Raw genomic sequence first — 26,469 nt, 5'->3', positions numbered from 1 at the left:
CCGAGAGACAAAGGTACAGTGTACCTTTGGAAAGAGGAGCCAGCGGTAGCGATGGCCTAAGGTGTTAAAATGCTTCTTGCTAAAGTGACTGTTTTCGACACCGAGGTCGAAAAACCGTGTTCGAAACTCCGCGCTTTTTAAGAAAAATAAAAAGCTGGATCTCGGAGCTATTAAAACCTATTCTACAGATAAGGTAAATTTAATAAAAAGCATTAATCTTTGTTTGCCGCCTAACTTCTACTTTGGTAGAAAATCACAGGATTATCATAAGTAATTAAAAAAGATATACCTACTAGGTGATAGACATCCAGCAGCCAAGGATTATTTCCAAATAAAATGGAAAAAAACAACTCCTATTTAAGTTGAGAGAGATAAGGCACTAATTCAAAATCGCCTCATAAATGGTTTCTTGGATGCGGGTTCTAAGGCTGGATTTAATCAAGAGGGTGTTGGTGGCAGATGGGAAGGTTCTGTTAGATAGAAATACATAGACCAACTCCTTCTCTGGATCTGCCCAAGTATAAGTGCCAGTAAATCCGCTATGGCCAAAACTCTTTCTGGAGACTAGCTTACTGGCGGGTCCGCCCCCATTGGGGTCTGGTTTATCAAATCCTACGCCCCTTCTTACATTATTATCACAGAAGTAACAGGTATTGAATTTCTGTATGGTCCTATTATCCAAATACTGCTTCCCCCCATAATAGCCTTTTTGAAGGTACATCTGCATAATCTTTGCCACGTCATTGGCATTGCCAAAAAGTCCCGCATGTCCGCCAATACCTCCTTGCATAGCCGCCGCCATATCGTGTACATAGCCCTGTACCCGTTGGTAGCGGTAATAATTATCGTCCTCCGAGGGCACTATATCTTGCTTGGGAAATCTTTCCAAAGGGTTATAGCCCATACGGGTAGCCCCAATGGATTTATACAAAAAGTTATCGGCCAAGGTGGCTAAATCAGTATTATAGGTATTCTCGATATACTTTTTCATCACAAAAAAAGCGAGATCGCTATACCGGTATCGGTTCGATTTTAAAGTCTGTCTTCCAATTCGCTCGTAGATAGAGTCCTTATAATGATCTGCCATATATAAATGGTCTGCCACCTGAACCGAATACCCATCGGTCATCTGATTGCGATAGAACTCGGCCGAAGGTTTCCTATTCTCATCCAAGGTATTTAGATAGAAACCAATCCATGCCGGTAATCGGCCATAATGTGATAAGGCCTTTAAAACCGTCACATTCTTTAAATCCGAATCGGAAAAGGAGGGGATTAGTTCCTGGAAGGTAGTATTTAAGCCCACGCTGCCTTCCTCCTCCATTTTCATCACTAGGGGAAGCGTTGCCAATATTTTGGTGAGTGATGCCAAATCATAGATATAGTTAGGGGTAATCTGGGCGTCTGAATCATAGGTAGGTTTACCAAAGCCTTTATTATAGACTACCTTCCCCTTGCGGGCTACCAGCACCTGCGCCCCGGGAAACATCAGGGAGTCTATGCCATTCTGCACCATTTTATCGATCTCCGCCAATTTACTGGAGCTCATCCCTACACGCTCTGGGATACTATATCCCAATCGTTTTAAGGCAGGTACCGATACGCTTGAGTTCACCGGGAACTCCGCATGCGAACTTACCGGTAGCACTCCTTTTGCTGGTAAGGCTCCAAAAATGACCTGAGCGGTTTTCTCTTGTGCTATCTTACTATTCTGATACCCTACTACCACCGCATCAATATGATTGAAGGACGGGATATCTAACAGGGCATACGGTCTTGTAAACAGGGCCAGCACCACATTGGAGGTGCGTTCTGCTGCTAATTGCATTAACCAATCTATCTCCCATTGCTTAAACTTATAGGATCGCCACGGATTGGCATTGTCCTTATGAAAGCCTACGATTACCAGATTATAGTCCTTTAGTCCTGCTTTAAGCGTAGCAGCATCCTTTCCGTTTACTTGGGTAACCTCTGCATACTTATTGAGTTCTTCCAAAAACGGATCACTGTTGTCGTCCCCAAATTTTACGTAGGCAATCTTTTTATTGTCTAAATTCTTTAAGGCCAAGAGATCTACCTTATTCTTTACCACGGTGATGGCATTTTCAATGGCCTCCTCATAAATCAGATCGTTTTCTAGGGAGTTCAGGTCTTCATACAGGTTTTCTACCTTAATGGGGCTATATCTGTGCAGGCCTACCTTGTACTTGGCCATCAATATTTTCTTTACGGAATGCGCCAACCTTTCTTCGGTTATCCTGCCCTTATTATAGGCTTCCAAAAGCTTTGCTTTGGCCTTGGGTACATTCACGGGCATTAAGAGAATATCATTCCCCGCCAAAAAGGCTGCTAGTTCCACCTCGCCTTCCTTGGCAAAATTGGAAACCCCCTTCATATTAAGGGCATCGGTAAATACCAATCCTTTAAAATTCAGTTGCTCCTTTAAAACTTCTCCAATAATCTGTTCGGACAGGGAGGAGGGAAATCCTTCTTTAATTTCCAAAGCTGGAACACTTAAATGCCCTATCATTACACTACTCAGTCCTTCCTTTATCAACTTTCTATAGGGATATAGTTCAATACTATCTAATCGTTCCCTATTAAAATCGATCACCGGCAAGGCCTTGTGCGAATCTACCTCCGTATCTCCATGGCCCGGAAAGTGTTTTCCGCTACTCAGCACTCCGGCACCTTCCATCCCTTTCATAAACGCTATTCCCTTTTGGGTCACATTTTCTCTATCTTCTCCAAAAGAACGGTTCCCGATAATAGGATTCTTGGGATTGGTATTGATATCGATATCCGGAGCAAAATTAATATGTACACCCAATCGCTTGGCATGCAAGCCTATTTGCCGCCCTACCTTTTCCACCACGGAATTGTCTTTAATGGCCCCTAGGGTCATGTTCCACGGAAAGGCATAGGTAGAGTCTAATCGCATAGCCAGCCCCCACTCCGCATCCATTCCAATCATAAGGGGGATTTTAGAAAGCTTTTGATATTCATTGGTCTGCTGCGCCTGCCTTACCGGCCCCCCGGTAGAAAAGATTAGTCCGCCCAAATGATGGTCCTTAATCAGTTTCTTGGTATTTGCTATTCCGGCTTTACTTTGGTCCGAGGTGACCATCACCATAAACAGTTGTCCCAGCTTTTCATCTAGTGACATTTTTTGGTAGGTAGCTTCTACCCACGCTCGCTGTTGCACACTGTCTTTGGTAGTTAATGGATTTTGCTGACCAAAAGCAGTGAGTATGGAGAGAAAAAAGAATCCAAAAAAAGTATTGAATCGCATAAAAGTCTTCTGAATTATAATAGCAGGCTCCTTGCCCACAACGCCAAATTAATTTGGTATTATAGCAAAAAACAAGCCAAAGAAGGTGTGAATAAATAGTTTACATAAATCGGGCGTGCCAACTTTCGGAAGCAGGAACTTCCCAGAAGTTTTCGTACTCGTGTTTGTTGGTTACCAAATTATTAAAAACAATGGTGTTTTTGGAAACCGCCTTTTGTTTTGCCATTTTCCTAAAATCGGTCAACGGCTTATAGGCTACAAATTCGCCCTGCTTATAGGAAACATTCATCTTATCCAATAATTGAATGTCGTATTTCTTTTCCAACTGCTGTATGAAATTTACAGAAGCATCTATGGAACATCCAGAGGCTGCTGTCACCGACTGATCCAAGGCAAGAATGATAAATCTATTATACCTAATCTCACATCCTGCACGCAGTTCGCTCCCGTGGGCCGTCCACCCCTCTATAAATTGATTGATTAGGGTTTTTACCTCAGTAAGCTCTTCCTGAGAAAAACTCCTACTTGCTTGGTATATCCAAACTCTTGCATCATCTGGTAATGTATTAAACTCTACTAGCATTTTTATTTTTTTATGGTTTTCCCAAAACTAAATTCTTGGGGCATCTATTTTTATATATCAGTTATGTCTTAAACCCTAATTCTGTTCATTTTTTCCATTAAAGGTCCATTTCCAAACTTTAATCAACTTGGGGGAAAGGTCGGTAACGGTACGCCTTTCTTACAGATCTTCTACCTGGGCAATTAACTCGGCAATATCCAATACGGCAATAGAAGCTTCCTTCTCCTTACTCTTCACTCCATCCGTCATCATCGTATTACAGAAGGGACATCCTGCTGCTATAATATCGGGCTTAATTTCCATTGCCTGCTCTGTTCTCTTTACGTTGATATCTTTATCGCCTTTCTCGGGTTCTTTAAACATCTGTGCTCCCCCGGCCCCACAACAGAGTCCGCGCGACTTACAGCTTTTCATTTCCACTAGCTCGGCATCCAATTTTCTAATAAGATCCCTTGGGGCCTCGTATACATTATTAGCCCTTCCTAGGTAGCAGGGATCGTGAAAGGTAATTCGCTTCCCCCTAAATTGTCCGCCTTCCATAGAAATCTTCCCAGATTCCAACAGGTGTTTTAAGAATTGGGTATGGTGGACTACTTCATAATTCCCCCCTAATCCGGGATATTCATTCTTGAGTGTATTAAAACAATGGGGACATGCGGTCACAATCTTCTTTACCTCATAGGCGTTTAGGACCTCTATATTGGTCACGGCCTGCATTTGGAACAAAAACTCGTTCCCTGCCCGTTTAGCCGGATCGCCCGTACAGCTTTCTTCCGTCCCAAGGACTGCAAAACTAATATTGGCTTTGTTCAGAATTTTCACAAAGGCCTTGGTTATTTTTTTCGCCCTATCGTCAAAACTACCTGCACAGCCCACCCAGAACAAAACTTCGGGTTGTTTTCCTGCTGCAGTAAGTTCGGCCATGGTTGGCACTTTTAATTCGTTTTCCATTGCAACCTATATTTTTTTTAGGATTCCTTGGACCAATTGAGTCGGTCCATCTGATTAAATGGCCAGGGTGCCCCGTTGTTTTCTATATTCCCCATCATATTATTAAGATCGGAGGGTGCAGCAGACTGCTCCATCACCAAATACTGTCTCATATCCATAATAATAGACAAGGGGTCTATACTGATGGGGCAAGCCTCTACACAAGCATTACAACTGGTACACGCCCACAACTCTTCATGGGTGATATAATCTCCCAACAACTGTTTGCCATCAGGGACAAACACCCCTTTATTGGCATCCATATTCTTTCCTACCTCCTCTAATCGATCCCTAGTATCCATCATGATCTTTCTAGGGGAGAGTTTCTTTCCGGTCAGGTTTGCGGGACATTCACTGGTACACCGTCCGCATTCTGTACACGTATACGCATTTAGTAATTGCACCCACTCCAAATCCATTACATCCGAAGCACCAAACTTTTCTGGTGGCGGCGCATTTTCGTCGGGAGCAGCAAAGGGATCGGCATTGGGATCCATCATTAATCGCACTTCCTTGGTTACCGCCTCCAAATTATCGAACTGCCCCTTAGGCCGTACTTTTCCAAAATAGGTGTTTGGGAAGGCCAATAGGATATGTAAATGCTTGGAATAGTACAGGTAGTTTAGGAAGAATAATATTCCTACAATATGCAACCACCAGGCCGTGCGCTCCCAAAGAATAATGGTGGAGACCGACATATCTTGAAACAAGGGCGCTATAAACTGACTTACGGGAAAGGCGCCCGCCTTTACATAGGGCGCTACCTCCATTTGCTGCAATGTATAATCGGCAGCATTCATAGTGAGGAACAATACCATCAATACCAATTCAATATACAGAATTAGATTCCCGTCCTTCTTGGGCCAACCGGCCATTTCCGGATTTAAGAATCGCCTTAATTTAATTACGTTCCTACGCACCCAGAACAAAGTAACCGCTACAATAACCAGGAGGGCCAAAATTTCGAAGGAGCCAATTAGAAAACTATAGAATCCGCCTAAAAATGCAAACAATCGATGGGTACCCAATAGGCCGTCTAGAATAATTTCAAGAACTTCAATATTGATAATAATAAAACCCATGTATACTACAATATGCAAGAACCCTGCAACGGGACGCACCACCATTTTACTTTGCCCCAATGCAATGGCAATCATATTCTTCCAGCGCTGGGAGGTGTTATCGCTAGTATCAACGGCCTTTCCCAACTTAATGTTGCGAATAAGCTTCCTTACATTTTGCGTGAAAAAAGCAATCCCGGCAACAAGCAGGATTGCAAAAATGAGATTGGGGATATACTCCATGGTCTAGTTGGTTATTTCTTCCGCCGGATCATCGGTGGGAAGGGTATATTCTTTTTGTTTTTTTCCGAATACGGATACGTTTACATAGCGTTTTGGGTTTAAACGAAAATCTTGAAGCAGCAGATCCAATTGCTTGGAAGCATCGGTGAGGTTGTTATAAAGAGCTTCATCGTTCACCAATTTCCCTAGGGAGCCATCCCCGCTTTCTATCTGTGCCAACACGCCATTTAGGTCTTGTACGGTGGCTTGTAAGCCCTTCATGGTTTCTCCCAAACCGGCATTGGCCAAGGAGTCTGACAACTTGTTGAAATTATCCGTAATAGAACTTAAATTGCTAATGGAATTATTCAGGTTTTCCTTATTGTTGTTCAGCAAGGTATTAAGAGCGTCTGCACTACCCTGGAAGCTTTGCACCATCTTATTGAGTCCGGCAATACTTTCCCTTAGGTCTTTTTTGGCCTGTGGATCTAACACTTCGTTTACATTCATCAATAGGGAATCTGCGTTAGAGATAGCATCTTCTACCTTTAACTGTAAAGGAGTTAATCGCTGCTGCACCAATTCTGTTAATCCCGGTCTGTTGGATGATTGCAGGGTGTCTCCGGATACGGCAATGGCCGACCCATCAAAAACGGGCTTTATTTGAATCCCCTTACCCCCTATGATTCCGGTATCGTATAGCTCTGCAACACTGTTCTTGGAAAAGGAAAAATTATTGCTCACCGTAAAGGTTACCAATAAGTTACCCTGCTCGTCATTAAACCTAATATCGTTCACCTTCCCCACAGAAAACCCGTTAATGGTCACTTGGGTCCCCGCTTGGAGTCCGCCTACATTAGGGTACACCGAATAGAAGGTTTTACTATTATCGAAAAGTGGTGTGGACTTTAAATAACTAAACCCTAAAATGAACAACAGAATACCGCCAATAACAATAATTCCTGTTTTTACTTCCCTAGATATTTTCATATATAGCTATTAATTGTTTTTAAAAAAACGGTATTTGTATTTTCAGTTACTAACAAAATTAGAAATAATTTTAATAAGACCGGCCATTATTCCGAAAGGTATTTAAGCGCCTCCCTTTCCGAAATGCGTTTCCCATCCTTATAAGCCACTATATATGAAGTAGTATACCCCTTGGCATCGGCATTGCTTTTTAGTAGGGTGGCCTGAAAATGATCGTTGGTTTCCCCATACATATACCGATAAAGGTTGTTGAATTTCTCCTTGGACAGGGTATTTAGCCCCTGAAAATTCTCTGGGCGAAGGGGGATATTTTTCCCGCTAGCAAAGATCTGTACTTTAAATACGATATTGTCCGATTTTTTGATGACTTCCTTTACCGTCTCCTTTGGAGTTTCCACATTAGATTGATTTTTCACTACTAGGGTGCTTCTCTTTTGGGATGCAGTACCCTTCCCTGTATCCTCTTGGGATGCAGCCCCTTTAGGCTTATTGGCATCTACCACCACCAGGGTGTTTCCACGGGATACCGGCTCGCTAGACACAATAGACTCTTTCTTATAGGTAAGAATGGCATCTGCGATAGCCCACGCCATTTCGTCCCTCCCTTTTCTGGAGTTTAGATAAGCCCCTTCAGTTTTATTGGTAAGGAATCCTGTTTCTACCAAAACGCTTGGCATAAAAGTCTGATGCAGCACGATAAACCCTGCCTGTTTTACCTTACGATCGTTTCTTTTTAACTTTTCTGCGAAATTATCCTGCATCAATTTGGCGAGTTTGATACTCTGGTCCAAAAATTCTTCCTGCATAATGGTAAGTCCGATAACGGATTCCGGAGAGTTAATATTATAATCCGCATACCGAGTCTCATAATCGTCCTCCAAATAAATTACGGAGTTTTCCTTTTTTGCGATTTCAAAGTTTTGTTGATTGGCGTGAAGTCCCAATACGAAGGTACCGGCACCATGGGCATTGGAGGTGTGCGAATCACAGTGTACGGAAACAAAAAGATCTGCATTGGCCTTATTGGCAATCTCCCCCCGCTTGAAGAGGTCTACAAAAGTATCGTCCTTACGGGTATAAATCACTTTGATTTTGGGGTTTTTCTCCAAGATTCTTCCGGCTCCTAGGACAATTTCCAACGCTATATTTTTCTCCAAATACCCATTTCCCATATTCCCAGGGTCATGGCCACCATGACCAGCATCTAATACCACCACAAACTTTCCATCCCCGTCATTTTCCATGGTATTGCTATCAAAAGAAAGGAGCAAAAAGGCAACAAGTAGAATTGATATGGGGAAATAACGATTTAGTTTCATGTCGCTAGTTATAATTTGATGATTATTTTAGGTTAAATTTATTGCAATACCCTACAGGCAGTACAAAAAATATATGTAAGTTTGAGCCCGAAATATTGCCAAAACCGTTACAAAAATAGGATATCTAGCTTTGCAATCAAATAAACATTCCCTACTTTTCCTATTGCTCCTTCTATTTGGCGCATTTACCATCACGGCCCAAGAAGATAAAATTATCCCATTGCCCATTGCCGCGCAGAAGGACACCATTGTTGCCCCGCTGATTCCGGATCCTAAATTACAGGACTCTATTGCTTTGGCCGATGCTACCAAAATAGATTCTACTGCCGGAAAGCAAGCCTTGCTCTTGGACAAAATCAAATACCGGGCCCAGGATTATGTGAAAATGAGCAAAAAGGATCAGAAAATCTACTTGTACAACGAGGCAGAGCTTTACTATCAAGACACCGAGCTAAAGGCAGGGGTCATTGTCATGGACTACACCAAAAATGAAGTCTATGCTGGTCGGATTAAGGACTCACTGGGCAATTACACCCAATTACCGTTTTTTAAACAAGGGAATAATGAGGTAGTTCCAGATTCCATTCGCTTTAATTTTGATACCCAAAAGGCCATTATTTGGAATTCTAGAACAGAGCAGCAGGCAGGTCTAGGACAACTGGGCAGTGATGCCATGAAAGTCTATGCCGAGGTCACCAAAAAAGAAAACGACTCCGTTTATTTCCTGAGCAAGGGGAAGCTTACTACTTCTAAGGATACGGTGAACCCGGATTATTACATTAAGATCAACAAAGCAAAGTTTGTACCCAAGAAAAAGGTGATTGCAGGTTTCAGTAATTTATATATTGCCGATGTCCCCACGCCTATAGCCCTCCCCTTTGCCTATTTCCCCTTAACCGTAGGAAGAACCGCAGGGTTAATGATGCCTACCTTTGGAAGCGATCCTGGACGGGGCTATTTTTTACAGAATGGGGGTTACTACCTCCCCATTAACGATTATGTAGACCTTACCCTAACGGGCGACCTCTATACCAATGGGAGTTACGGACTTAGAACGCAATCTATTTACACCAAGCGCTATAAATACCGAGGGAACATTAATTTTAGGTACGAAAACCTTATTACGAGTCAGAAAGGATTTAGCGACTATAGCAGGACCACCATTTACAATATTCAGGTTTCCCATTCCCAGGATCCGAAGAACAATCCCAATTCTCGTTTCCAGGCGTCCGTAAACTTGGGGAGTAGTTCTTATTATAGGAACTCCCTATTACAACAAAACCTGCCCAATACCCAGGTAAACAACTTATCGTCCTCTATCTCCTACTCCAAGACTTTTCCGGCCTATCCGTCGGTAAACACCAGTCTTACGGCCACCCATAACCAGAATACCAATACGGGAGCGGTAGACCTTACCCTGCCCACCCTACAGGCAAGTATGGAACGGATCTACCCTTTTGCTCCTAGGGAAGGAATAAAAAAGGGGATTATTCAGAACGTAAACTTCCAATACAACCTAAACGCCCGAAACAGCATTAGGACCACGGAAGAGGATTTTATAACCAGTAGAATGTTCAAGGAATCCAAGTTTGGTGCCCGGCACAGCATTCCCTTGAGCACTAACTTTAAGGTAGCCAAGCACTTTAGCGTTAGTGTGGGCGGATCCTATGAGGACGTATGGGCTATTGAAACCTTTAAGCGGGAGTACGACCAGGATACCAAGAGATTGGTAGTTACGGATACTATTAGTGGGTTTGACCGTTACCACAAGTACAATTTGAGCACCAGCATTGGAACCACCTTGTACGGAACCTTTAACTTTGGGGAAGACAAAAAGATTCAAGCCATACGCCACGTAATGAGGCCGTCTTTAAGCTATGGGTACACCCCTTCTTTTGATCAGTTTTACGAAAGCTACGTAGACAGCAATAACGAAGAGCGATTTTACAGTAGGTTCGAAGGTACCCTAAACGGCGCTCCAGGCCTTAACAAGTCGAGTTCCATGAGCTTCTCCCTGGGCAACCAGTTAGAGGCCAAGGTGCGCAGTAAGGATTCTACCGCTACAGAACCCAAAAAGATTTCCCTGCTGAGTAACTTAAACTTATCTGCCGGGTATAATTTTGAGGCCGACTCACTAAAGTTGAGTCCGCTAAATATTAATGGAGGAACCAATATCCTGAACAACAAAATGTCTATCAATTTTGGGGCCAGCCTAGACCCCTATGCCATTGATAACAACGGGACCAGGATAAACACCTTTAATATAGACAACGGAGGTAGCCTTTTTAGACTTACCAATGCTAGGGCAAATATTAGCTACTCCATAAGTAGCAAGTCCTTTGGGAAGAAAGATAAAGAGGAAGAGGATTCCAGAAATGAGTACGACTATGTTGCTTCCAGTGGTGGTCGGGACGATGACCTTTTTGGAAAGGCCGAGGACTTTAACAATCGACCAGGAGACGACCGGGATGGTGGAGAAGACGTAGAGAACCCCTATTACGGCACTAAACTACCTTGGGACCTACGAATGTCTTACGCGGTAAACTACAGCAACAACAATAGGCAAAACGCCATTGGGAGTCACGCGCTGATGTTCTCCGGGAACATTCAACTATCCCCGAGGTGGAAAGTGGGTGGATCTTCTGGGTACGACTTTAAGAACAAAGGCTTTACCCTTACCCAATTGCGATTTGAGAGGGATTTAAAGAGCTTTAGGATGAACTTTAACTGGACACCCTTTGGAACCTACAAACGCTGGTATTTCTTTATTGGAATCAAGAGCTCTATCTTGCAAGACCTTAAGTGGGAGAATCGTAGTAGACCTACTAGGAGGCGATAAGATTGAATGCTAGAGAGTTAGAGAGCTAGAGAGCTAGAGAGCTAGAGAGCTAAAAAATGCTAAATAAATGGTGGTTGCAGCTTCAAGTTGCGCTCCCTCCATCAAACATTGACTTTTCAACCGTTGTTCCACATACTAAAATCAACTTCTAACTCAAAACCGTATTATCAATATAAAAATCCATAAAATCAGAACTCATGAAAAAAATAGTGAACACTACCAACGCTCCAGCGCCGATAGGCCCCTACAATCAAGCAGTTCTTACAGGGAACACCCTATATATTTCAGGGCAGATTCCTATTGATCCAAAGACAGGGGAATTGGTGCAGGGCGACATTAAGAAGGAAACGAAGCAGTCTATGGAAAATTTAAAAGCCATTCTCACCGAAGCGGGAATGACTTTTGAAAATGTTGTGAAATCGTCCATCTTTGTGAAGGACATGCATCAGTTCTCACTGATCAACGAAGTATATGGCTCTTACTTTAACACAGAGACCGCTCCAGCTAGGGAAACGGTGGAGGTTGCCAACCTCCCTAAGTTTGTGAACGTTGAAATCTCTATGATCGCTGTTAAAGATTAGCCCTGTGAAATTCTACCAAGCCCTCTATAGGTCTTTGTCTAATAACTCCAAGAACTAAGTCGTTCCTCTGGACTACAGCGGTTAGCTCATCGCGCAGGTAATGGGCAATACTACCCACAAAGCTTACGGGAACCTTGGTAGCCAATTCAAACTGCATAATGTAGTTATTTACAAATTGCTGGAAACCTTTATCGATCACCCCTCTACAGTAGGGGTGGTCTTTGTTTTCCACAATAAACCTGGCAAAAGTAGCCAAATAGGTATTTGGATTGGGTTGCTTGTATAAGTTCTCCTTAATAACATCCGCATCCAGATCGTACTCACTGGCAAACTTAGCTGCTAAGTCTTTAGGGATTTTATTGAAATAATAATCACGGATCAATTTTCTACCAAAGAAGTTACCACTCCCATCATCCATAGGGATATAGCCTAGGGAAGTAACTTTTTGATGCAAGCGCTCCCCATCGTAATAACTGCAATTGGAGCCTGTACCTAGAATACAAACTATCCCCTGCTGCCCTACCTTTGTAGTGGCAAAAATAGCGGCATAGGTATCTTCCTTCACATCGGCCTTAGCATTTGGAAAGAACTCCTTAAAAATCTCCCCTAAAAATTTCTTCATCCTATCGGTACCACAACCTGCCCCATAAAAAAACAAATGGGTAACACGCTCCCTGTTTTTAGAAAGCTCAAAATTGTTGGCCAAGCGGTCTTCTATAACAGGCCTGGTCAATACCTCCGGACTAAGTCCTAAGGTCTGTGTCATGAACAACTGATCTCCTGATTCGTCTAAAGCGATCCAGTCCGATTTTGTAGCGCCACTATCAACTATCAATATCATAAAGCAATGGTATTAAGAAAAAATCCTGAAAACAAACAAGAATGTTCACCTTCAGGATTTCAAAGTTTATTATAGATCTTATATTATAGAGAATGAACATATTGAGCAAGATCTACCAACTTGTTGGAGTATCCTGCTTCGTTGTCATACCAAGAAACTACTTTGAAGAACTTAGAGTTCAACTCGATTCCCGCTCCTGCATCAAAAACACTAGTTCTAGCATCTCCGATGAAGTCTTGAGAAACAACCGCTTCTTCGGTATAACCTAAAATTCCTTTCATCTCACCTTCAGAAGCTGCTTTAAAGGCCTTTTTAATTTCCTCGTAAGAAGTTTCTTTTTCCAATCTAACTGTTAAATCTACTACAGATACATCAGCAGTTGGAACTCTAAATGCCATTCCAGTAAGTTTTCCTTCCAATGCAGGAATTACTTTAGTTACCGCTTTAGCCGCTCCTGTAGAAGCTGGAATAATATTTAACAAGGCACTTCTACCACCTCTCCAGTCTTTTCTAGAAGGACCATCTACGGTCATCTGAGTAGCAGTAGTAGCGTGTACTGTAGTCATCAAAGCTTCCTCTATCCCGAAACTATCGTTCAACACCTTTGCCATTGGAGCAAGGCAGTTAGTAGTACAAGATGCGTTGGAAACAATAGTATCGGATGCTTTAACATCTTTATGGTTTACACCCATAACAAACATTGGGGCATCACTGGATGGTGCAGAAATAACTACTTTTTTAGCACCACCATCTATATGGTACTGAGCCTTCTCTAAGGTAGTAAATATTCCGGTACATTCCGCAACGATCTCAGCGCCTACCTCATCCCACTTCAAGCTCTTTGGATCTTTTTCAGCAGTAATACGAACAGTCTTCCCGTTCACTACCAAGTTTCCGTCCTTAACTTCAACGGTACCATCAAATTTCCCGTGTACGGAATCATACTCCAACAAATAAGCCAAATGCTCAACATCCAACAAATCATTGATGGCAACTACCTCTACATTATCTCTTTGGGCTATGGCTCTAAAAACCAATCTTCCAATTCTTCCGAATCCGTTTATTCCTACTTTTAAATTTGACATTTTCTTCTGTTTTAATATTTAATTATGTGGTCATGATCTCAGATACTCTCAACAGTTCCTTGTCGATCTTAGTGTGTCCCTTTATTGCTTTGCTGATCGGGGTAAGGGTAATGGCATTGTCCTGGATACCCACCATTAGGTTGGTCTTCCCTTCCAATAGCGCCTCTACCGCCTTTACACCCATTCTACTGGCCAGCACCCGATCGAAACAGGAGGGGGCTCCTCCTCTTTGCATATGCCCAAGTACCGATACACGTACATCGTAAATTGGCAAGTGCTCCTCTACGTATTCTTTTAGCTCAAAAACGTTTTTACCGGTCTTATCACCTTCCGCCACCACTACGATGCTCGAAGATTTCCCGGACTCTTTACTGCGTTTAAGCGATTCTAACAATCGTTCCAATCCTAGATTTTCCTCAGGAATCAAAATCTCCTCTGCTCCTGCTCCTACTCCGGCATTAAGTGCGATATGACCAACGTCTCTTCCCATAACCTCTACAAAGAACAGTCGGTTATGTGAGCTTGCCGTATCCCTGATCTTATCTATACATTCTACCGTGGTATTCAGTGCAGTGTCAAAACCAAGGGTGTAGGTAGTTCCAAAGATATCGTTATCTATGGTCCCCGGAATTCCCATTATAGGAAAATCAAATTCCTTATTAAAGGTGAGCGCTCCCGTAAAACTACCGTCGCCACCGATTACCACAAAAGCATCTATACCCGCTTCCTTAAGCTTGTCATACGCTATTTGTCGACCTTCCTTAGTTCTGAAAGGTACACAACGGGCCGATTTAAGGATGGTCCCTCCTTTATTGATTATGTTATTTACACTACGGGCATCCAAGACTTTGAAATCGCCTTCCATCATGCCCTCGAATCCTCTATAAATCCCGACGCATTCTATCTTTAAATACGCACAGGTACGTACTACGGATCTAATCGCAGCATTCATCCCAGGGGAGTCCCCCCCAGATGTTAAAACACCTATTTTTCTTATTGTTGAAGCCATTAAATTTTTAAAAAAGCAAAACTAGCAAACTTATTCCAATTATTACAGGACTTTAGCTATAATTTGACAATAAGTCAGCACTAAAACGTTTTCGTTGCGTATTTTTCTCCAGATTGTTAAATTCACAATCAATATAGTAGTGGGAGTGATATTTTACACTAAAAAATATTTTAAGAAAATAGCCCCCTCAGCTTACTTCCCTTTCCCTAATATTTTCAGCAATAATGCCTTAAAACTATCAAAATCTACCTGATAGGAAAGTCCCACGCCCTGGGTATATCCCTGGCGGTCTGCCAAGAACTGCTGAATCTCATTTTCCCTATTGAATATTTTGGCACTCAGGGTACCTTCCTCGTTCAATAAAATCTGAACTTCCACATCCCCGGCAACAACAGTTTCGGACACTCCCCCTACCGGAACCCCTACCCTGCCGTTTAGTAACACCCTATCACTTATTTGGGTGGAAAGGGTTACCCCAATCCTGTTCTCAGTTTGTATATCGGCATTCTTATCCAAAATTCCCTGCTCATAGGAGAGCCCTAGGTTTAATTTATCATTATCTCCCGCCAATACAGAATTTAATAAGCCCGATGCCGATTGCAAGAGGTTCCCCGTAACTGCCTGCTGATTAATTCCCGTCTGCTCGTTTACAAAGGATCCCTGAGCCAGTAAGAACAAGGCATTCCTCTCTGCAATAGTAGGATCTTGCAGGCGGTATTCCAATTCCGACTTCACAATGGAATTGGTCCCGGGGAAATCGATATGCCAATCGATAATCGGACTCTCCAGTTCCCCCGTTAATCGCACTACCACATCGGTAGGAATACGCCGGGTATAGCCTGGACTATCTAACAAGGGAGCCGGATTGGCATTGAGGGAGTAAATGGCTTCCATGTTCAATTGGGCTGCCAATGGATCCCGTTCCCAGGTAATATTCCCCCCGGGTTTCACTCTAAACGTCTTATCTATAATACCCCCAAACTTATAATGGAATTCCCCGGTGACCACCACAAAATCCCCGTACATATTAAATTTACCATTGGTATTGATTTCTATAAAAAGGATTCCCACCCCGGTACCTTTTAAGGAGCTCCCCGTTTTGGTATCCACTACAATCTCTACCTCGGCATCGGGGGTAACATCTAAGTTAAAGGCCAGTTCTAATCCTTCCACTTCTTTCAAGACCCTTTGCGGGGCATCGTCTCCATTTTCTTTTTTCCCCACAAAATTGATAAAGGAAAAATCGCCCACACTAGCCACATCGCTAATCGGAATTTTTAGGGAAGTCCCTTTTGCCGTCTCCCCATCTACCTTAATAGTAAGTGCAGTGGTAGGCCCATAAATCCTCCCTCGGCCGTTTAAGTAACCCGTACCATAGTAGAGCACCTCTTCTTTAAAGGGAGTATTTAATATTAAAAAGCGGTTATTGTCCGTATCTACATTTAGATCCAAACTCCAATCCCTAAAAAAATTATGGGTAATGGTACCATCCAAGGTGGCATTGGTCCTCATATCGATATCCGTTAACTTCACCTCCTGAAAGTGGAAGGAGCGCTCGGTAAGTCTAACTTTTGAGAAAGGCGCAAAACTATAGTCCACGTTTAAATAGGGAATGGCAATACCCGCCTTGTCCAAACTTAACAATCCACTCATAATAGGATTGTTCAAAGGTCCCTTTAATTGGGCACTTCCCTGCAACATTCCACGAATATTGGTAATAACCCCTTCGCCTAGCGGACTAAAAGGCTCTAACGAAAAGTTATTAAAGTCCACGATAAGATTTGCCTGCGGATCGATGTCAACGTCATCTATAATATTCCCCACCACACTGAGTCGCTCCTCCCCATTTTGCACCAGGGTAGAATTCACCACAAAACTTGTTAAGTCCTTATTCCCCACAATCCCGACTCCCAAATCACCCAAGGTGAATCCGTTAATACCCAGTTCTGTGATCCGCAAATTGGAGGACGGCAGGTATATATTGTCTTTTTGCAGTAAGTTGAGGATGCCGTTCACCTCCCCATTTAACTTAAGACTATCTATTTCCGGAGTAATTTTTTCCAAGGAGACATTACTAAATTGCAACTGCACATCCTTAAAGGTGGAGTCGGCCAACTGCCCCCTAAGCCTAATCTGCTCTTTATCATTATGGTTCATCACCATTTCCTGAATCACAATGCTATCTAGGGTACTATTGATTACCACCTTGTTTTTACTATTCCCTTCTTTGTTCAGTATCCATTTATTCCCCTTAAAACTAAGATCGGACGTTTTTAGACCGATTACGGATTTCTTCTCCTCATTAAAAGTATGGTAGAAGTTTAGGTTATAGCTATCGTTAAAATCGCTCCCTCCCTTAAATTCCGTCCTAAAGAACAAGGTATCTTTTAAGGTGGTATTAATCAGGTTAAAATCCTTCACATCGTAATAGGGTGTTGCCATATCCGCTACGGATACATAGGTATTGAACAGCGGGTTCTTATTATCTATCCTAACCTCTATACCGTCTAGCTCATTCCCATAAGCCTTGATGCTGGGTGATTTAAAGCTTAATTTAAAATCACCTTCATCAGCAATAATATTCCCTCTTATAAAGGTGTTGGGATCGAACTTTACCTCGGGAAAAAATACATCTACAATTTTGTTGTATATCTTAAAATTAAAGGCGAGTCGCTGATTCCCGGAAATTTTAAATGGCCGATAATTGGTATAGATGCTGCCCAGCGAGTTTTGTAGCAACCTACCCATTTCATTCACCTTAAAATTCCCTTTTAGGTAACCCGTAATGATATCCGGGGAATTAATATCGATAATCCTAGTGGTATCATTCTCAAAGGTGGACGATATCTTAAAGTCATCAAAATAGTAGGTGTCGTTTACATTTTGAAAAACGGTTTTGCTAAAATTGATATCTCCCGCAATATTATCTAAGGAATTCCCAGTAATATCCATACTGATATCCCCTTTAAAAATGGAAACACTATCCTTGGTGAAATTCAACTTTTTTAGATCGGCATAATCTACCGAGGCAATAAAATTGAAATTATTCCTATTCTCCTCAAAATCGGCCAGCCCCTTAAACGAAAACTTAATATTCTCATCGGCACTCAAAAGGGATCCATCAAAAAGCTGCTCCTTTAAAATCCCCGATACTTTTAGGTTTTTGTAATCATACCCGTTAAAATTAAGGGAATACACCTCCCCGATTACTTCCGTATTAAGGGTTTCCTTAACAAAGCCCCTACCCTCCACATTAAAATCCAGATTGGTTAGTCCCACCTTATCATTCTCTATCAAATCCCCAAGATCAAAATCTATCAGCGCCACAAACCCCTTATAGGAGGCATTGTCTATATGGTCTATTTCCGATAGCTCCAGATCCACATAGCTACTCCCTATAAGCGTTTGGATATTGGCCCTGGTCTTTATGGAGGTTTGGGTGATATCTGCATCCCCACGAATGGTGAATTGTCCCAGCTTTTCTATGGAGGAAGGCAGTACATCCCCTAAAACATTGGGTAGCAAGGCCCTTAACTCGTAGTAACTAGAGGTAACATTTCTCATGTTTGCCTTTAGGGAAAAATTACCATCAGGTTTAAAAAGATCCTTAAAGGTAAAGTCGCCCCTAATCCCCGTATTCTCCATATTTAAATAGAGGTTATTGGTATTTAGGTTATTCAGCACCCCATCTACCTGAGAGGAAAAGAGCACTATTTTATCACTACCAAACTGATCGTACATGAGATTGATCTCATTTAAAGCCACGGTAGACTCTACAAACTCGGCGTCTATTTTCACCTTGTTCATAAAATCGGCCAAATCTTCCCGCTCATAATCAAACACCACATTTCCTGCTAATTGGGATTGAGCGGTTTTTACAGCAAGGGAATCAAAACGCATCTGCTCCCTGGTGTACTTAAAGTCCGTGTTCAACTTTTCTACGATTAACCCCCTTCCGCTCTCAAAGGACATCCCATTAATACTGGCAACTACCTCCGGACCCGTAATATTAAAATTGGCTGCGGATATATTGAGATCCTTAAAGCTCAGTATTTCTGGCCCTTCCTTATTCTCATTGATAAGTTTAAAAAGGCTCTTGGAAATGTCTACCTGGGAAGAGGAGAGAATAAAAGGCGGGGAATTGGGATCCCTGGGCTTATCATCGTCCAGCTTATCCACAAAAACCTCCAGATTGGTATTACTTTCGTCCTTATAGGTCCTGAGTTTAAAATTTAACTCCTCTATATTGATATCCCCAAATTCCAAATTTCCATTTATCAAATTCCCAACATCGAGGATGGAGGTCCGCAAGTTCCCGATATAAAAAAGGGTATCCTGCTTATAATCCTCCACAAAAACCCCATTGAGGGAAGTTTGCCAGGTAATAAGCGATAATCGCATGCGATCTATATGGATATGGGTACCAAACTGAGCGTTAATTGCCGCAGCGGCATATCTGGCAAATCCGGTTTGTACAAAGGGAAGAGAGAGCAACAAACTACCCAGTACTCCTAAGAGTACGAATACCAAAAATACTCTGACTAGAAATTTTCTTAATTTTTTGATAGGGCTTAATGTTTTACCTTTGTACATTCAATTTTTATTCCAAATTCCAAAACAAGTGGAAAATAAAGCTACGTATATCCTTGCCATAGAATCTTCCTGTGATGACACCTCCGCCGCGGTGATGTGCAACAACAGTGCTTTAAGCAATGTGGTGGCCACCCAAAAAATCCATGAGGAGTACGGTGGGGTTGTTCCAGAACTTGCCTCAAGGGCGCACCAGCAAAATATTGTTCCAGTGGTACACCAAGCCTTAGCTAAGGCAAATATCGATAAAAATCAGTTATCTGCCATAGCTTTTACCCGCGGTCCGGGACTAATGGGATCTTTACTTGTTGGAACCTCTTTTGCCAAGTCGCTAGCACTGGGATTAAACATCCCATTAATTGAGGTGAACCACATGCAAGCCCATATTTTATCGCACTTTATCGCAGAAGACAATTATCAGTCGCCCAGCTTTCCGTTCCTCGCTATGACCATTAGCGGCGGGCATACCCAGATAGTTTTAGTGAAAAGTTATTTTGAAATGGAAGTTATTGGGGAAACTTTGGATGATGCAGTGGGCGAAGCGTACGACAAAAGCGCAAAAATTTTAGGGCTCCCCTACCCAGGAGGACCCCTGGTAGACAAATATGCACAATTGGGCAATGCCAAGGCCTTTCCATTCCCAAAACCCAAAGTAGAGGGACTAAACTTTAGTTTTAGCGGATTAAAGACCAGCATCCTATATTTTATACAGCGAGAAACTAAGAACAACCCTAATTTTATAGCAGAGAATAGGGATGATATTTGCGCTTCCATACAGCATACCATCGTCCAAATTTTAATGGATAAGCTTAAAAAAGCTGTTAAGCAAACGGGCATAAAGCAGGTTGCCATTGGCGGAGGGGTATCTGCCAATTCTGGAATAAGACAGGCTTTAAAGGAAGCAGAAGACCGTTGGGGCTGGACTACCTACGTACCAAAATTTGAGTACTGCACAGACAATGCCGCGATGATAGGAATTGTAGGCTACTTAAAATATAAGGAACAGAGTTTCTCTGACCAAGATATCACCGCCCAGGCACGCTATGTAATATAGGCCGTTCAAGAAGGTGATAACCGTGCCTTAGTGGCCCTCCAGCGCTTTTTACCAAGGTTGCGGTAAATTAGGCTAGTGCAATATGGCACAGACTATGAGGGCTAAATCTGTTAGCAAAAAAGATGTTTCCGTGCTCCTTTATTTTTAAAACTACACAAATCAACGAAAAACCAGATCCAAGCAATGCAGTTATTTTACCATCCCGAACTAGACGAAACTACCCAGGAGTTTTTCTTTCCACCCGATGAAAGCAGGCATATCGCCAAGGTGTTGCGAAAAAAACAAGGTGATAAGCTATCCATCACCAATGGAAAGGGAATTTTATTTGAAGCAGCGATTAGCAATCCCCATCACAAAAAGTGTGAAGCCAGCGTCCTATCCAAAACACTCGCTTCCAAAAAGCCCTATAGAGTACACATGGCCGTGGCACCTACCAAGTTGAACGATCGCTTTGAATGGTTTCTGGAAAAAGCCACGGAAATAGGCGTGCACGAAATTACGCCCGTTATCTGCGATCATTCCGAACGGAAGGTTATAAAAAAGGAGCGCATGGAAAAGGTACTACAGTCGGCCATGAAGCAATCCCTACAAACCTTTTTACCCATTTTACACGATGCCGTGCCATTGAAAGAGTTTATTAAACAGCCCCATAACGGCCATCGCTATATTGCCCATTGCGTTGCAGACCAGCCAAGAAAAGAACTCTTCCACAGTCTGGCACCCAAGGACACTACCACTATTTTGATAGGTCCGGAAGGCGATTTTTCGGAATCGGAAATTGCTTTGGCCCTTCAGCACAATTTTAATCCCATAGCATTAGGCACCACCAGGTTGCGTACCGAAACCGCAGCCATTGTAGCTTGCACCACCGTAGCCATGATTAACCTATAAGGCTGGTTATGAAGGCACTGATATCTAGGTAGCCAGCTTCCATCACTCCCGGGTAACACAGCAACAGGGTAAAGCTTTATTTAACAGTCAACCCCCAGCTTACAAACAGGAGGGTTAATTTTAGATTAATATTGTTAAATTTGAGAAGACCAAACCCCAAGGGCACCATGAAACACCTATTTGCTTTTGCTTTTATTCTGCAGCTCCTCCTTGTGGTTGGTCCAAATTTGTACAGCCAAGAGCTAGCAGTGCTAAAATATGGCGGTGGCGGGGACTGGTATGCTAATCCCACAGCCCTTCCAAACCTCATTGATTTCTGCAACCGAAACATCAACACCAAGATATCTCCCAAACCCGCAACCGTGGAAACGGGCAGCCCTAATATCTTCCAGTACCCATATCTGTATATGACCGGACATGGGAATGTATACTTTTCGGATGAGGATGCAGAAAATCTTCGTAAATACCTATTAGGAGGCGGATTTCTCCATATAGATGACAACTACGGGATGGAACCCTATCTAAGGCAAGCCCTCCCAAAAGTATTCCCCGACAAGGAACTGGTAGAGGTGGGCGCAGATCACCCGCTCTTTAATCAACAATTCCATTTCCCCAGAGGTCTTCCAAAAATACACGAACACGATGGAAAACCTCCACAGGCCTTTGGCATCTTCCATGAAGGCAGGCTGGTACTCCTATTTACCTATGAAACCGATCTAGGAAACGGATGGGAAGACCAAGAAGTGCATAACAACCCCCAAGAAGTAAGGAAAAAAGCACTGGAAATGGGAGCAAACATTATATCTTATGTTTTTAAAAATTAATTTATGAAATCGAAAACCATAGCTAATGGAATTCTACGCGCTGTTGCCGTAATTGCCGGGATAGTTCTCGTAGGATACTTTCTCATTAAAATTCAGTCTGTCATAGCCTATATCCTCATCGCAGCGGTAGTTTCCCTTATTGGGCGACCCATTGTCTTCTTTTTAAAGAGAAAGCTCAAATTTCCCAACATTCTAGCCGTGGTAATGGCCTTACTCTTCATTATTGGAATCTTTGTGGCCGTAGTAGCCTTATTTGTTCCGATGATTACCCAGCAGGGAAAGAATTTAGCCTTGTTGGATTTTGACGCCCTGCTAAATAGCTTGAATTCTATTTACAACGAGGTGATCCATTATTTAGGCGGACAAGAAATAGAGCGGCAGGAAATAATTAAGAAATCCGATATTGGTAGAAATATTAAACAGGAGCTAAAAACAGGATTAATACCAAGCTTCCTCAATGCCTTTATGACCCTTTTAAGCGATCTAAGTATTGGCCTTTTTTCGGTATTATTCATCTCTTTCTTTTTTCTTAAAGACAGCAATCTTTTGCAAAATGGTTTGTTGATGTTGGTGCCAAAAACCAAGGAAAGAAAATTGATCGTCTCCATGGAGAAAATTAAAAATTTACTGTCGAGATATTTTGTGGGACTCCTTCTACAGATCTTTATTCTCTTTTTCATTTACAGTGTTCTACTACTTTTAATTGGCTTAGAAAACGCGATTGTAATTGCTTTTTTCTGCGCCATTTTTAACATCATTCCATACCTTGGTCCAATCATCGGAGGAGTGCTTATGATAGCCCTCACAATGACCAGTAATATGGAGGCCGATTTCTTTAACGAAATACTACCTAAAACTGGTTATGTTTTACTAGGTTTGACGATAGGACAATTAGTGGATAATTTCTTTTCACAACCCATCATTTTTGCCAACAGTGTGAAGTCGCACCCACTAGAAATTTTCCTAGTTATTATTATCGCTGGATTGTTATTTGGAGTTACAGGAATGATCATTGCGGTACCTGGATACACCGCCATAAAGGTTATTTTAAAGGAATTTTTGGCCGATAATAAGATAGTAAGACAAATTACGAAGGGATTATAGTAAAACTTTATATAAAGACACCTTAACCGCTGATTAAAAACATATTAACATCTAAAGCATACTCATTTAAGACTATATCCCCTTAGTTGAGCCACAAAAAACAAAACGAACCCTTAACCACCTTTAGCATTACTTTGAATAAAGACATATTAAATACTGGTGCACAATCTTTTATAAATGAGAATTTAGATACTGACACCATGTCAGTTTTGCTAAAAGACCACGATTTTGATGGAGTTAGCTCCAAGGAGCTGGTTCAGCAGATTGAAGCCAAGAACCGATGTCGCAAAAAACTGCCTACTTGGTTTAACACCCCCTTAATCTACTATCCCGAAAAACTAAATTTAGAGCAAACCTCTTCGGAAGATACTGCCCAATATAAGGCGGAAATTGCAAGCGGAAAATCGCTCTTAGACCTCACTGGCGGACTAGGGGTAGACAGCTATTTTTTCAGTCAAAAAATCACCCGAATCCTGCACTGTGAAATCAACCCAAAACTAGCCGAAATTGCCGCCTATAATTTTAAGATTTTAGGCCGAAAAAACATCGAAACTCATGTGGGAGATGGACTCGATTTGTTAAAGAAATCGGAGGCATTTTTCGACTGGATTTATGTGGATCCCTCGAGACGAAATGAGATGAAAGGAAAGGTGTTTTTATTGGCAGATTGCCTACCTAATATTCCCGAAAATTTAGCACTTCTTTTTTCCAGCGCCAATAATATTATGATTAAAACCGCTCCCCTTTTGGATATTTCTGCGGGCATATCGGAATTAAAATCCGTAAAGGAAATTCATATTGTAGCAGTGAAAAATGAGGTGAAGGAATTGTTGTGGATTTTGGAAAAAGGGTACCAAGGGGAGATAGAAATTAAGACGGTGAATCTCACCTCCAACAACAAGGAAACCTTTCACTTTTCACTGGACGATGCCGCTACCTCTACCCCTACTTATTCCGAGCCCTTAGACTATCTCTACGAGCCTAATTCGGCCATCCTTAAGTCGGGAGGCTTTAATATAGTAGCCGAAACCTTTGGGGTTAATAAACTGCACCAACACTCCCATTTATACACCCATAATAAGCATATAGACTTCCCGGGAAGGCACTTCAAAATTGAAGCAACCATCCCGTACAATAAGAAAGCACTCAATGCCCTGGGGATTAAAAAGGCGAATATTACTACTAGGAATTTCCCCGTTTCCGTGAGTGAGCTCCGGAAGAAGTTTAAAATTAAGGATGGTGGAGAGGTCTATTTGTTCTTCACCACCAATAGGGAGGGAAAGAAAATAGTAGTACACTGCTCCAAAGTGTAATTGGACCAGGAAAGGCAAAGCCATCCTTTATGGACAGTCCCACTTAAAATTAGCGACTTTATCATTAGACCCTGCAGATAGGTTGTAATGCCACCATTCTGTTCTAATGGACCAGAATCCGTGCTTTTCCATGGTTTCCTTCAACAGGCGTCGGTTATCCAAGATATGCTGAGGCAGGTCCATATTATCGTGGTAAGCCCTTTTACCAAAGAAGTCGAAATCCGTTCCCATATCCAACTCCTCCCCTTCCAGGGTAACCAGGGTGATATCTACCGCCCCTCCCTTATTATGGATAGAGCCTTTATCTGGATTAGCTACATACTGCGGATTGGGAACAATGGCCCACATCTTATATTGCACGGAATTAGGCCGGTAGCAGTCGAAGAACTTTATTCTATACCCCTTTTCCATAAATTCCTTATTAGCCTCTAACAGCGCCCTAGCGGTCTTCACTCTAGTATAACACTCGGCGCAGTCGTACACCTGAGCCTTTAAAAAGTTGTTCTCGGTGGCATATCTCATATCGTACTCAAAATCACGACTATAGTCGGCCAACCTAACAAAGGTGGTATCTGCAAGGCCTTCCAAGGATTTTAAAGGAGGTTTTTCGGTCTTCACTGGCTCCAATTCAATAAGATCAATAACCGTATCCTTGGTCACTACCGCTTCAGCTGGTTCCACAATACTCTCTTTGGTCTTTTTTTGCTCTCCACAGCCTACTGTAAGCACTATTATCATCGCCCCAAGGCATTTTAAGGAAAAGTTGGCAGGACTCATTTAAATGCATTTAATTGGTTCATCCTTTAAAAATAGCAGATTCCGCCCAAAAGGCAAGTAGAACCCCACTATTATTTAAATCGGCTTACACAGCCTACAACCTTCCTAGTGTTATCGCCCTCCATCGTACATTACTTTGATGCCATTAGAAGACTTGATTACATTTTCCATTAGATAGAAAAAGGCAGCACCCATAAAATACATAAGAACATCCATAGGGTCTGCCGTATAACGGTCATTAATCCCTGGGAGGTATGCCTCAAAATACAGGGCATAAAAGCAGGTAAGTGAAAGAATGGGGATTACAGGCAGGTTTAATTGCTTATCCGATTTAAGAATTCGCACTACAAACCTATCAATAAAGAGAACAATGGGCATACACAGGAAGTCGTTTAAATAATGCGCTACCCAGCGAGGAAGCACACCTCCATCTCCCCACCTCTGGATGGCGTAGACACCAGCCCCTACAACACAGAACAATGGAAAATACCATCGCTGCACCCAATACAGTCCGCCACTTATTATGTTATGCTGTAATTTCATTATATGCAGTTTAGGCAGCTATATAACTAATTAGGACAGCGATAAAGGCCCCAATGGACATGATGACTACCCAAATGGAATAGAAGATAAGAGCGGGAATCCGTATCAATAAGTTGGAATGATCCAAGGCATTCTCAAAAAACAGGGTTACCGCATTTGGTTTTTCCGCTGCTTTTTCGGCCTGTTTTTTATCATCGCTTGCCGCCCGAGCCTTTTCTCTTTGTAGCTGAACATTGATGAGTTCCCCACAATTTCCGCAATAATCACTATTGACATTAACGGTACCACAATGTTGACATTTTCTGTAGGCCACCTTCCCCATACCGGTCATTTTCAAAAGAATTCCATTCTATAAATTCTTAACCCTCCAGTTTGTTATTCTCTTTGGACAGTCAATGAATTTTTCAATCTGCAAAGGTCGGTAGAAAAAGGTACATCAAGAAATTATTAGCAAAGTATAAGAAGAAAGGCTGTTGCAAAACACCTTAACGGTAGGATTTGGAAATACGCTAATGTGAAAATGTAGCAATGGGTTAATTTGAAAATTTGGAGATGTGTTGA

General features: G+C 42.2%; 20 protein-coding genes. 7 read left to right on the top strand and 13 right to left on the bottom strand.

Annotated features, from left to right (window positions below):
- Positions 1–379: 379 nt before the first annotated feature.
- The 6 genes from BV214_RS00100 to BV214_RS00075 all read right to left on the bottom strand — a co-directional run bounded on the left by BV214_RS00100 (position 380) and on the right by BV214_RS00075 (position 8,457).
- Entirely contained in the window at positions 380–3,292 is a 2,913-nt protein-coding gene (locus tag BV214_RS00100) for a glycoside hydrolase family 3 N-terminal domain-containing protein (RefSeq protein WP_086475446.1), read from the bottom strand.
- A gap of 100 nt (positions 3,293–3,392) precedes the next feature.
- Complete coding sequence (locus BV214_RS00095) at positions 3,393–3,875, bottom strand: ABC transporter ATPase (RefSeq protein ID WP_086475442.1); 483 nt, start codon at positions 3,873–3,875, stop codon at positions 3,393–3,395.
- Between the two features lie 159 nt (positions 3,876–4,034).
- Positions 4,035–4,826 (bottom strand): (Fe-S)-binding protein, encoded by a 792-nt coding sequence (locus BV214_RS00090; protein WP_086475441.1) that lies wholly within the window; start codon positions 4,824–4,826, stop codon positions 4,035–4,037.
- Positions 4,827–4,843: 17 nt separating this feature from the next.
- Positions 4,844–6,169: a (Fe-S)-binding protein gene (locus BV214_RS00085; protein WP_086475440.1), complete on the bottom strand. Its 1,326-nt coding sequence runs from the start codon at positions 6,167–6,169 to the stop codon at positions 4,844–4,846.
- Positions 6,170–6,172: 3 nt separating this feature from the next.
- Complete coding sequence (locus tag BV214_RS00080) at positions 6,173–7,138, bottom strand: MlaD family protein (protein ID WP_086475439.1); 966 nt, start codon at positions 7,136–7,138, stop codon at positions 6,173–6,175.
- An 86-nt stretch (positions 7,139–7,224) separates the two neighbouring features.
- Positions 7,225–8,457, bottom strand: coding sequence for an N-acetylmuramoyl-L-alanine amidase family protein (locus BV214_RS00075; RefSeq protein ID WP_086475438.1), 1,233 nt, complete (start codon positions 8,455–8,457; stop codon positions 7,225–7,227).
- 130 nt (positions 8,458–8,587) lie between these two features.
- Between BV214_RS00075 and BV214_RS00070 the strand changes: the two genes are divergently transcribed.
- Both BV214_RS00070 and BV214_RS00065 read left to right on the top strand, forming a co-directional pair.
- Positions 8,588–11,296, top strand: a complete 2,709-nt coding sequence (locus tag BV214_RS00070; RefSeq protein ID WP_086475437.1) for a putative LPS assembly protein LptD — start codon at positions 8,588–8,590, stop codon at positions 11,294–11,296.
- A 197-nt stretch (positions 11,297–11,493) separates the two neighbouring features.
- Positions 11,494–11,877, top strand: a complete 384-nt coding sequence (locus BV214_RS00065) for a RidA family protein (protein ID WP_086475436.1) — start codon at positions 11,494–11,496, stop codon at positions 11,875–11,877.
- On the opposite strand, the gene BV214_RS00060 is transcribed toward BV214_RS00065, so the two are convergent.
- The 4 genes from BV214_RS00060 to BV214_RS00045 all read right to left on the bottom strand — a co-directional run bounded on the left by BV214_RS00060 (position 11,867) and on the right by BV214_RS00045 (position 19,405).
- Positions 11,867–12,718, bottom strand: coding sequence for an N-acetylglucosamine kinase (locus BV214_RS00060; RefSeq protein WP_086475435.1), 852 nt, complete (start codon positions 12,716–12,718; stop codon positions 11,867–11,869). The genes BV214_RS00065 and BV214_RS00060 overlap by 11 nt on opposite strands.
- Before the next feature lie 83 nt (positions 12,719–12,801).
- Positions 12,802–13,803 (bottom strand): type I glyceraldehyde-3-phosphate dehydrogenase, encoded by a 1,002-nt coding sequence (gene gap / locus BV214_RS00055; protein ID WP_086475434.1) that lies wholly within the window; start codon positions 13,801–13,803, stop codon positions 12,802–12,804.
- Positions 13,804–13,825: 22 nt separating this feature from the next.
- Positions 13,826–14,812 (bottom strand): 6-phosphofructokinase, encoded by a 987-nt coding sequence (pfkA, locus tag BV214_RS00050; RefSeq protein ID WP_086475433.1) that lies wholly within the window; start codon positions 14,810–14,812, stop codon positions 13,826–13,828.
- Between the two features lie 192 nt (positions 14,813–15,004).
- Positions 15,005–19,405 carry a translocation/assembly module TamB domain-containing protein gene (locus tag BV214_RS00045; protein ID WP_086475432.1) on the bottom strand — a complete coding sequence of 1,467 codons (4,401 nt, stop codon included), beginning with the start codon at positions 19,403–19,405 and terminating at the stop codon, positions 15,005–15,007.
- 28 nt (positions 19,406–19,433) lie between these two features.
- On the opposite strand from BV214_RS00045, the gene tsaD reads away from it, so the two are divergent.
- The 5 genes from tsaD to BV214_RS00020 all read left to right on the top strand — a co-directional run bounded on the left by tsaD (position 19,434) and on the right by BV214_RS00020 (position 24,588).
- Positions 19,434–20,456, top strand: coding sequence for a tRNA (adenosine(37)-N6)-threonylcarbamoyltransferase complex transferase subunit TsaD (gene tsaD, locus BV214_RS00040; protein WP_086475445.1), 1,023 nt, complete (start codon positions 19,434–19,436; stop codon positions 20,454–20,456).
- A 183-nt stretch (positions 20,457–20,639) separates the two neighbouring features.
- Positions 20,640–21,347, top strand: coding sequence for a 16S rRNA (uracil(1498)-N(3))-methyltransferase (locus tag BV214_RS00035; protein ID WP_086475431.1), 708 nt, complete (start codon positions 20,640–20,642; stop codon positions 21,345–21,347).
- A gap of 167 nt (positions 21,348–21,514) precedes the next feature.
- Positions 21,515–22,171 (top strand): DUF4159 domain-containing protein, encoded by a 657-nt coding sequence (locus tag BV214_RS00030; RefSeq protein ID WP_086475430.1) that lies wholly within the window; start codon positions 21,515–21,517, stop codon positions 22,169–22,171.
- 3 nt (positions 22,172–22,174) lie between these two features.
- Positions 22,175–23,275, top strand: coding sequence for an AI-2E family transporter (locus tag BV214_RS00025; protein WP_086475429.1), 1,101 nt, complete (start codon positions 22,175–22,177; stop codon positions 23,273–23,275).
- 86 nt (positions 23,276–23,361) lie between these two features.
- Positions 23,362–24,588, top strand: coding sequence for a class I SAM-dependent methyltransferase (locus BV214_RS00020; RefSeq protein ID WP_317045150.1), 1,227 nt, complete (start codon positions 23,362–23,364; stop codon positions 24,586–24,588).
- A 27-nt stretch (positions 24,589–24,615) separates the two neighbouring features.
- On the opposite strand, the gene BV214_RS00015 is transcribed toward BV214_RS00020, so the two are convergent.
- The 3 genes from BV214_RS00015 to BV214_RS00005 form a co-directional block, all read right to left on the bottom strand.
- Positions 24,616–25,365, bottom strand: coding sequence for a M15 family metallopeptidase (locus BV214_RS00015; RefSeq protein WP_245806716.1), 750 nt, complete (start codon positions 25,363–25,365; stop codon positions 24,616–24,618).
- 111 nt (positions 25,366–25,476) lie between these two features.
- The gene (locus BV214_RS00010; RefSeq protein ID WP_086475428.1) at positions 25,477–25,908 is read right to left on the bottom strand and encodes a hypothetical protein; all 432 of its coding nucleotides are present in this window, start codon (positions 25,906–25,908) and stop codon (positions 25,477–25,479) included.
- Positions 25,909–25,918: 10 nt separating this feature from the next.
- The gene (locus BV214_RS00005; RefSeq protein ID WP_176328429.1) at positions 25,919–26,230 is read right to left on the bottom strand and encodes a hypothetical protein; all 312 of its coding nucleotides are present in this window, start codon (positions 26,228–26,230) and stop codon (positions 25,919–25,921) included.
- Positions 26,231–26,469 lie beyond the last annotated feature (239 nt).

Origin of the sequence: Arenibacter amylolyticus (assembly GCF_002150785.1) — a bacterium.
In the GTDB taxonomy this organism is placed as follows: Bacteria; Bacteroidota; Bacteroidia; order Flavobacteriales; family Flavobacteriaceae; genus Arenibacter; species Arenibacter amylolyticus.
The sequence above is the reverse complement of the archived record's forward strand: the minus strand, read 5'-3'. Positions and strand labels throughout refer to the sequence as shown.

Excerpts from the sequence above, each read along its gene's own strand:
- BV214_RS00100 (WP_086475446.1), bottom strand. The coding sequence starts at position 3,292 with ATGCGATTCAATACTTTTTTTGGATTCTTTTTTCTCTCCATACTCACT.
- BV214_RS00095 (WP_086475442.1), bottom strand. The coding sequence starts at position 3,875 with ATGCTAGTAGAGTTTAATACATTACCAGATGATGCAAGAGTTTGGATA.
- BV214_RS00090 (WP_086475441.1), bottom strand. The coding sequence starts at position 4,826 with ATGGAAAACGAATTAAAAGTGCCAACCATGGCCGAACTTACTGCAGCA.
- BV214_RS00085 (WP_086475440.1), bottom strand. The coding sequence starts at position 6,169 with ATGGAGTATATCCCCAATCTCATTTTTGCAATCCTGCTTGTTGCCGGG.
- BV214_RS00080 (WP_086475439.1), bottom strand. The coding sequence starts at position 7,138 with ATGAAAATATCTAGGGAAGTAAAAACAGGAATTATTGTTATTGGCGGT.
- BV214_RS00075 (WP_086475438.1), bottom strand. The coding sequence starts at position 8,457 with ATGAAACTAAATCGTTATTTCCCCATATCAATTCTACTTGTTGCCTTT.
- BV214_RS00065 (WP_086475436.1), top strand. The coding sequence starts at position 11,494 with ATGAAAAAAATAGTGAACACTACCAACGCTCCAGCGCCGATAGGCCCC.
- BV214_RS00060 (WP_086475435.1), bottom strand. The coding sequence starts at position 12,718 with ATGATATTGATAGTTGATAGTGGCGCTACAAAATCGGACTGGATCGCT.
- gap (WP_086475434.1), bottom strand. The coding sequence starts at position 13,803 with ATGTCAAATTTAAAAGTAGGAATAAACGGATTCGGAAGAATTGGAAGA.
- pfkA (WP_086475433.1), bottom strand. The coding sequence starts at position 14,812 with ATGGCTTCAACAATAAGAAAAATAGGTGTTTTAACATCTGGGGGGGAC.
- BV214_RS00045 (WP_086475432.1), bottom strand. The coding sequence starts at position 19,405 with ATGTACAAAGGTAAAACATTAAGCCCTATCAAAAAATTAAGAAAATTT.
- BV214_RS00035 (WP_086475431.1), top strand. The coding sequence starts at position 20,640 with ATGCAGTTATTTTACCATCCCGAACTAGACGAAACTACCCAGGAGTTT.
- BV214_RS00030 (WP_086475430.1), top strand. The coding sequence starts at position 21,515 with ATGAAACACCTATTTGCTTTTGCTTTTATTCTGCAGCTCCTCCTTGTG.
- BV214_RS00025 (WP_086475429.1), top strand. The coding sequence starts at position 22,175 with ATGAAATCGAAAACCATAGCTAATGGAATTCTACGCGCTGTTGCCGTA.
- BV214_RS00015 (WP_245806716.1), bottom strand. The coding sequence starts at position 25,365 with ATGAGTCCTGCCAACTTTTCCTTAAAATGCCTTGGGGCGATGATAATA.
- BV214_RS00010 (WP_086475428.1), bottom strand. The coding sequence starts at position 25,908 with ATGAAATTACAGCATAACATAATAAGTGGCGGACTGTATTGGGTGCAG.
- BV214_RS00005 (WP_176328429.1), bottom strand. The coding sequence starts at position 26,230 with ATGGGGAAGGTGGCCTACAGAAAATGTCAACATTGTGGTACCGTTAAT.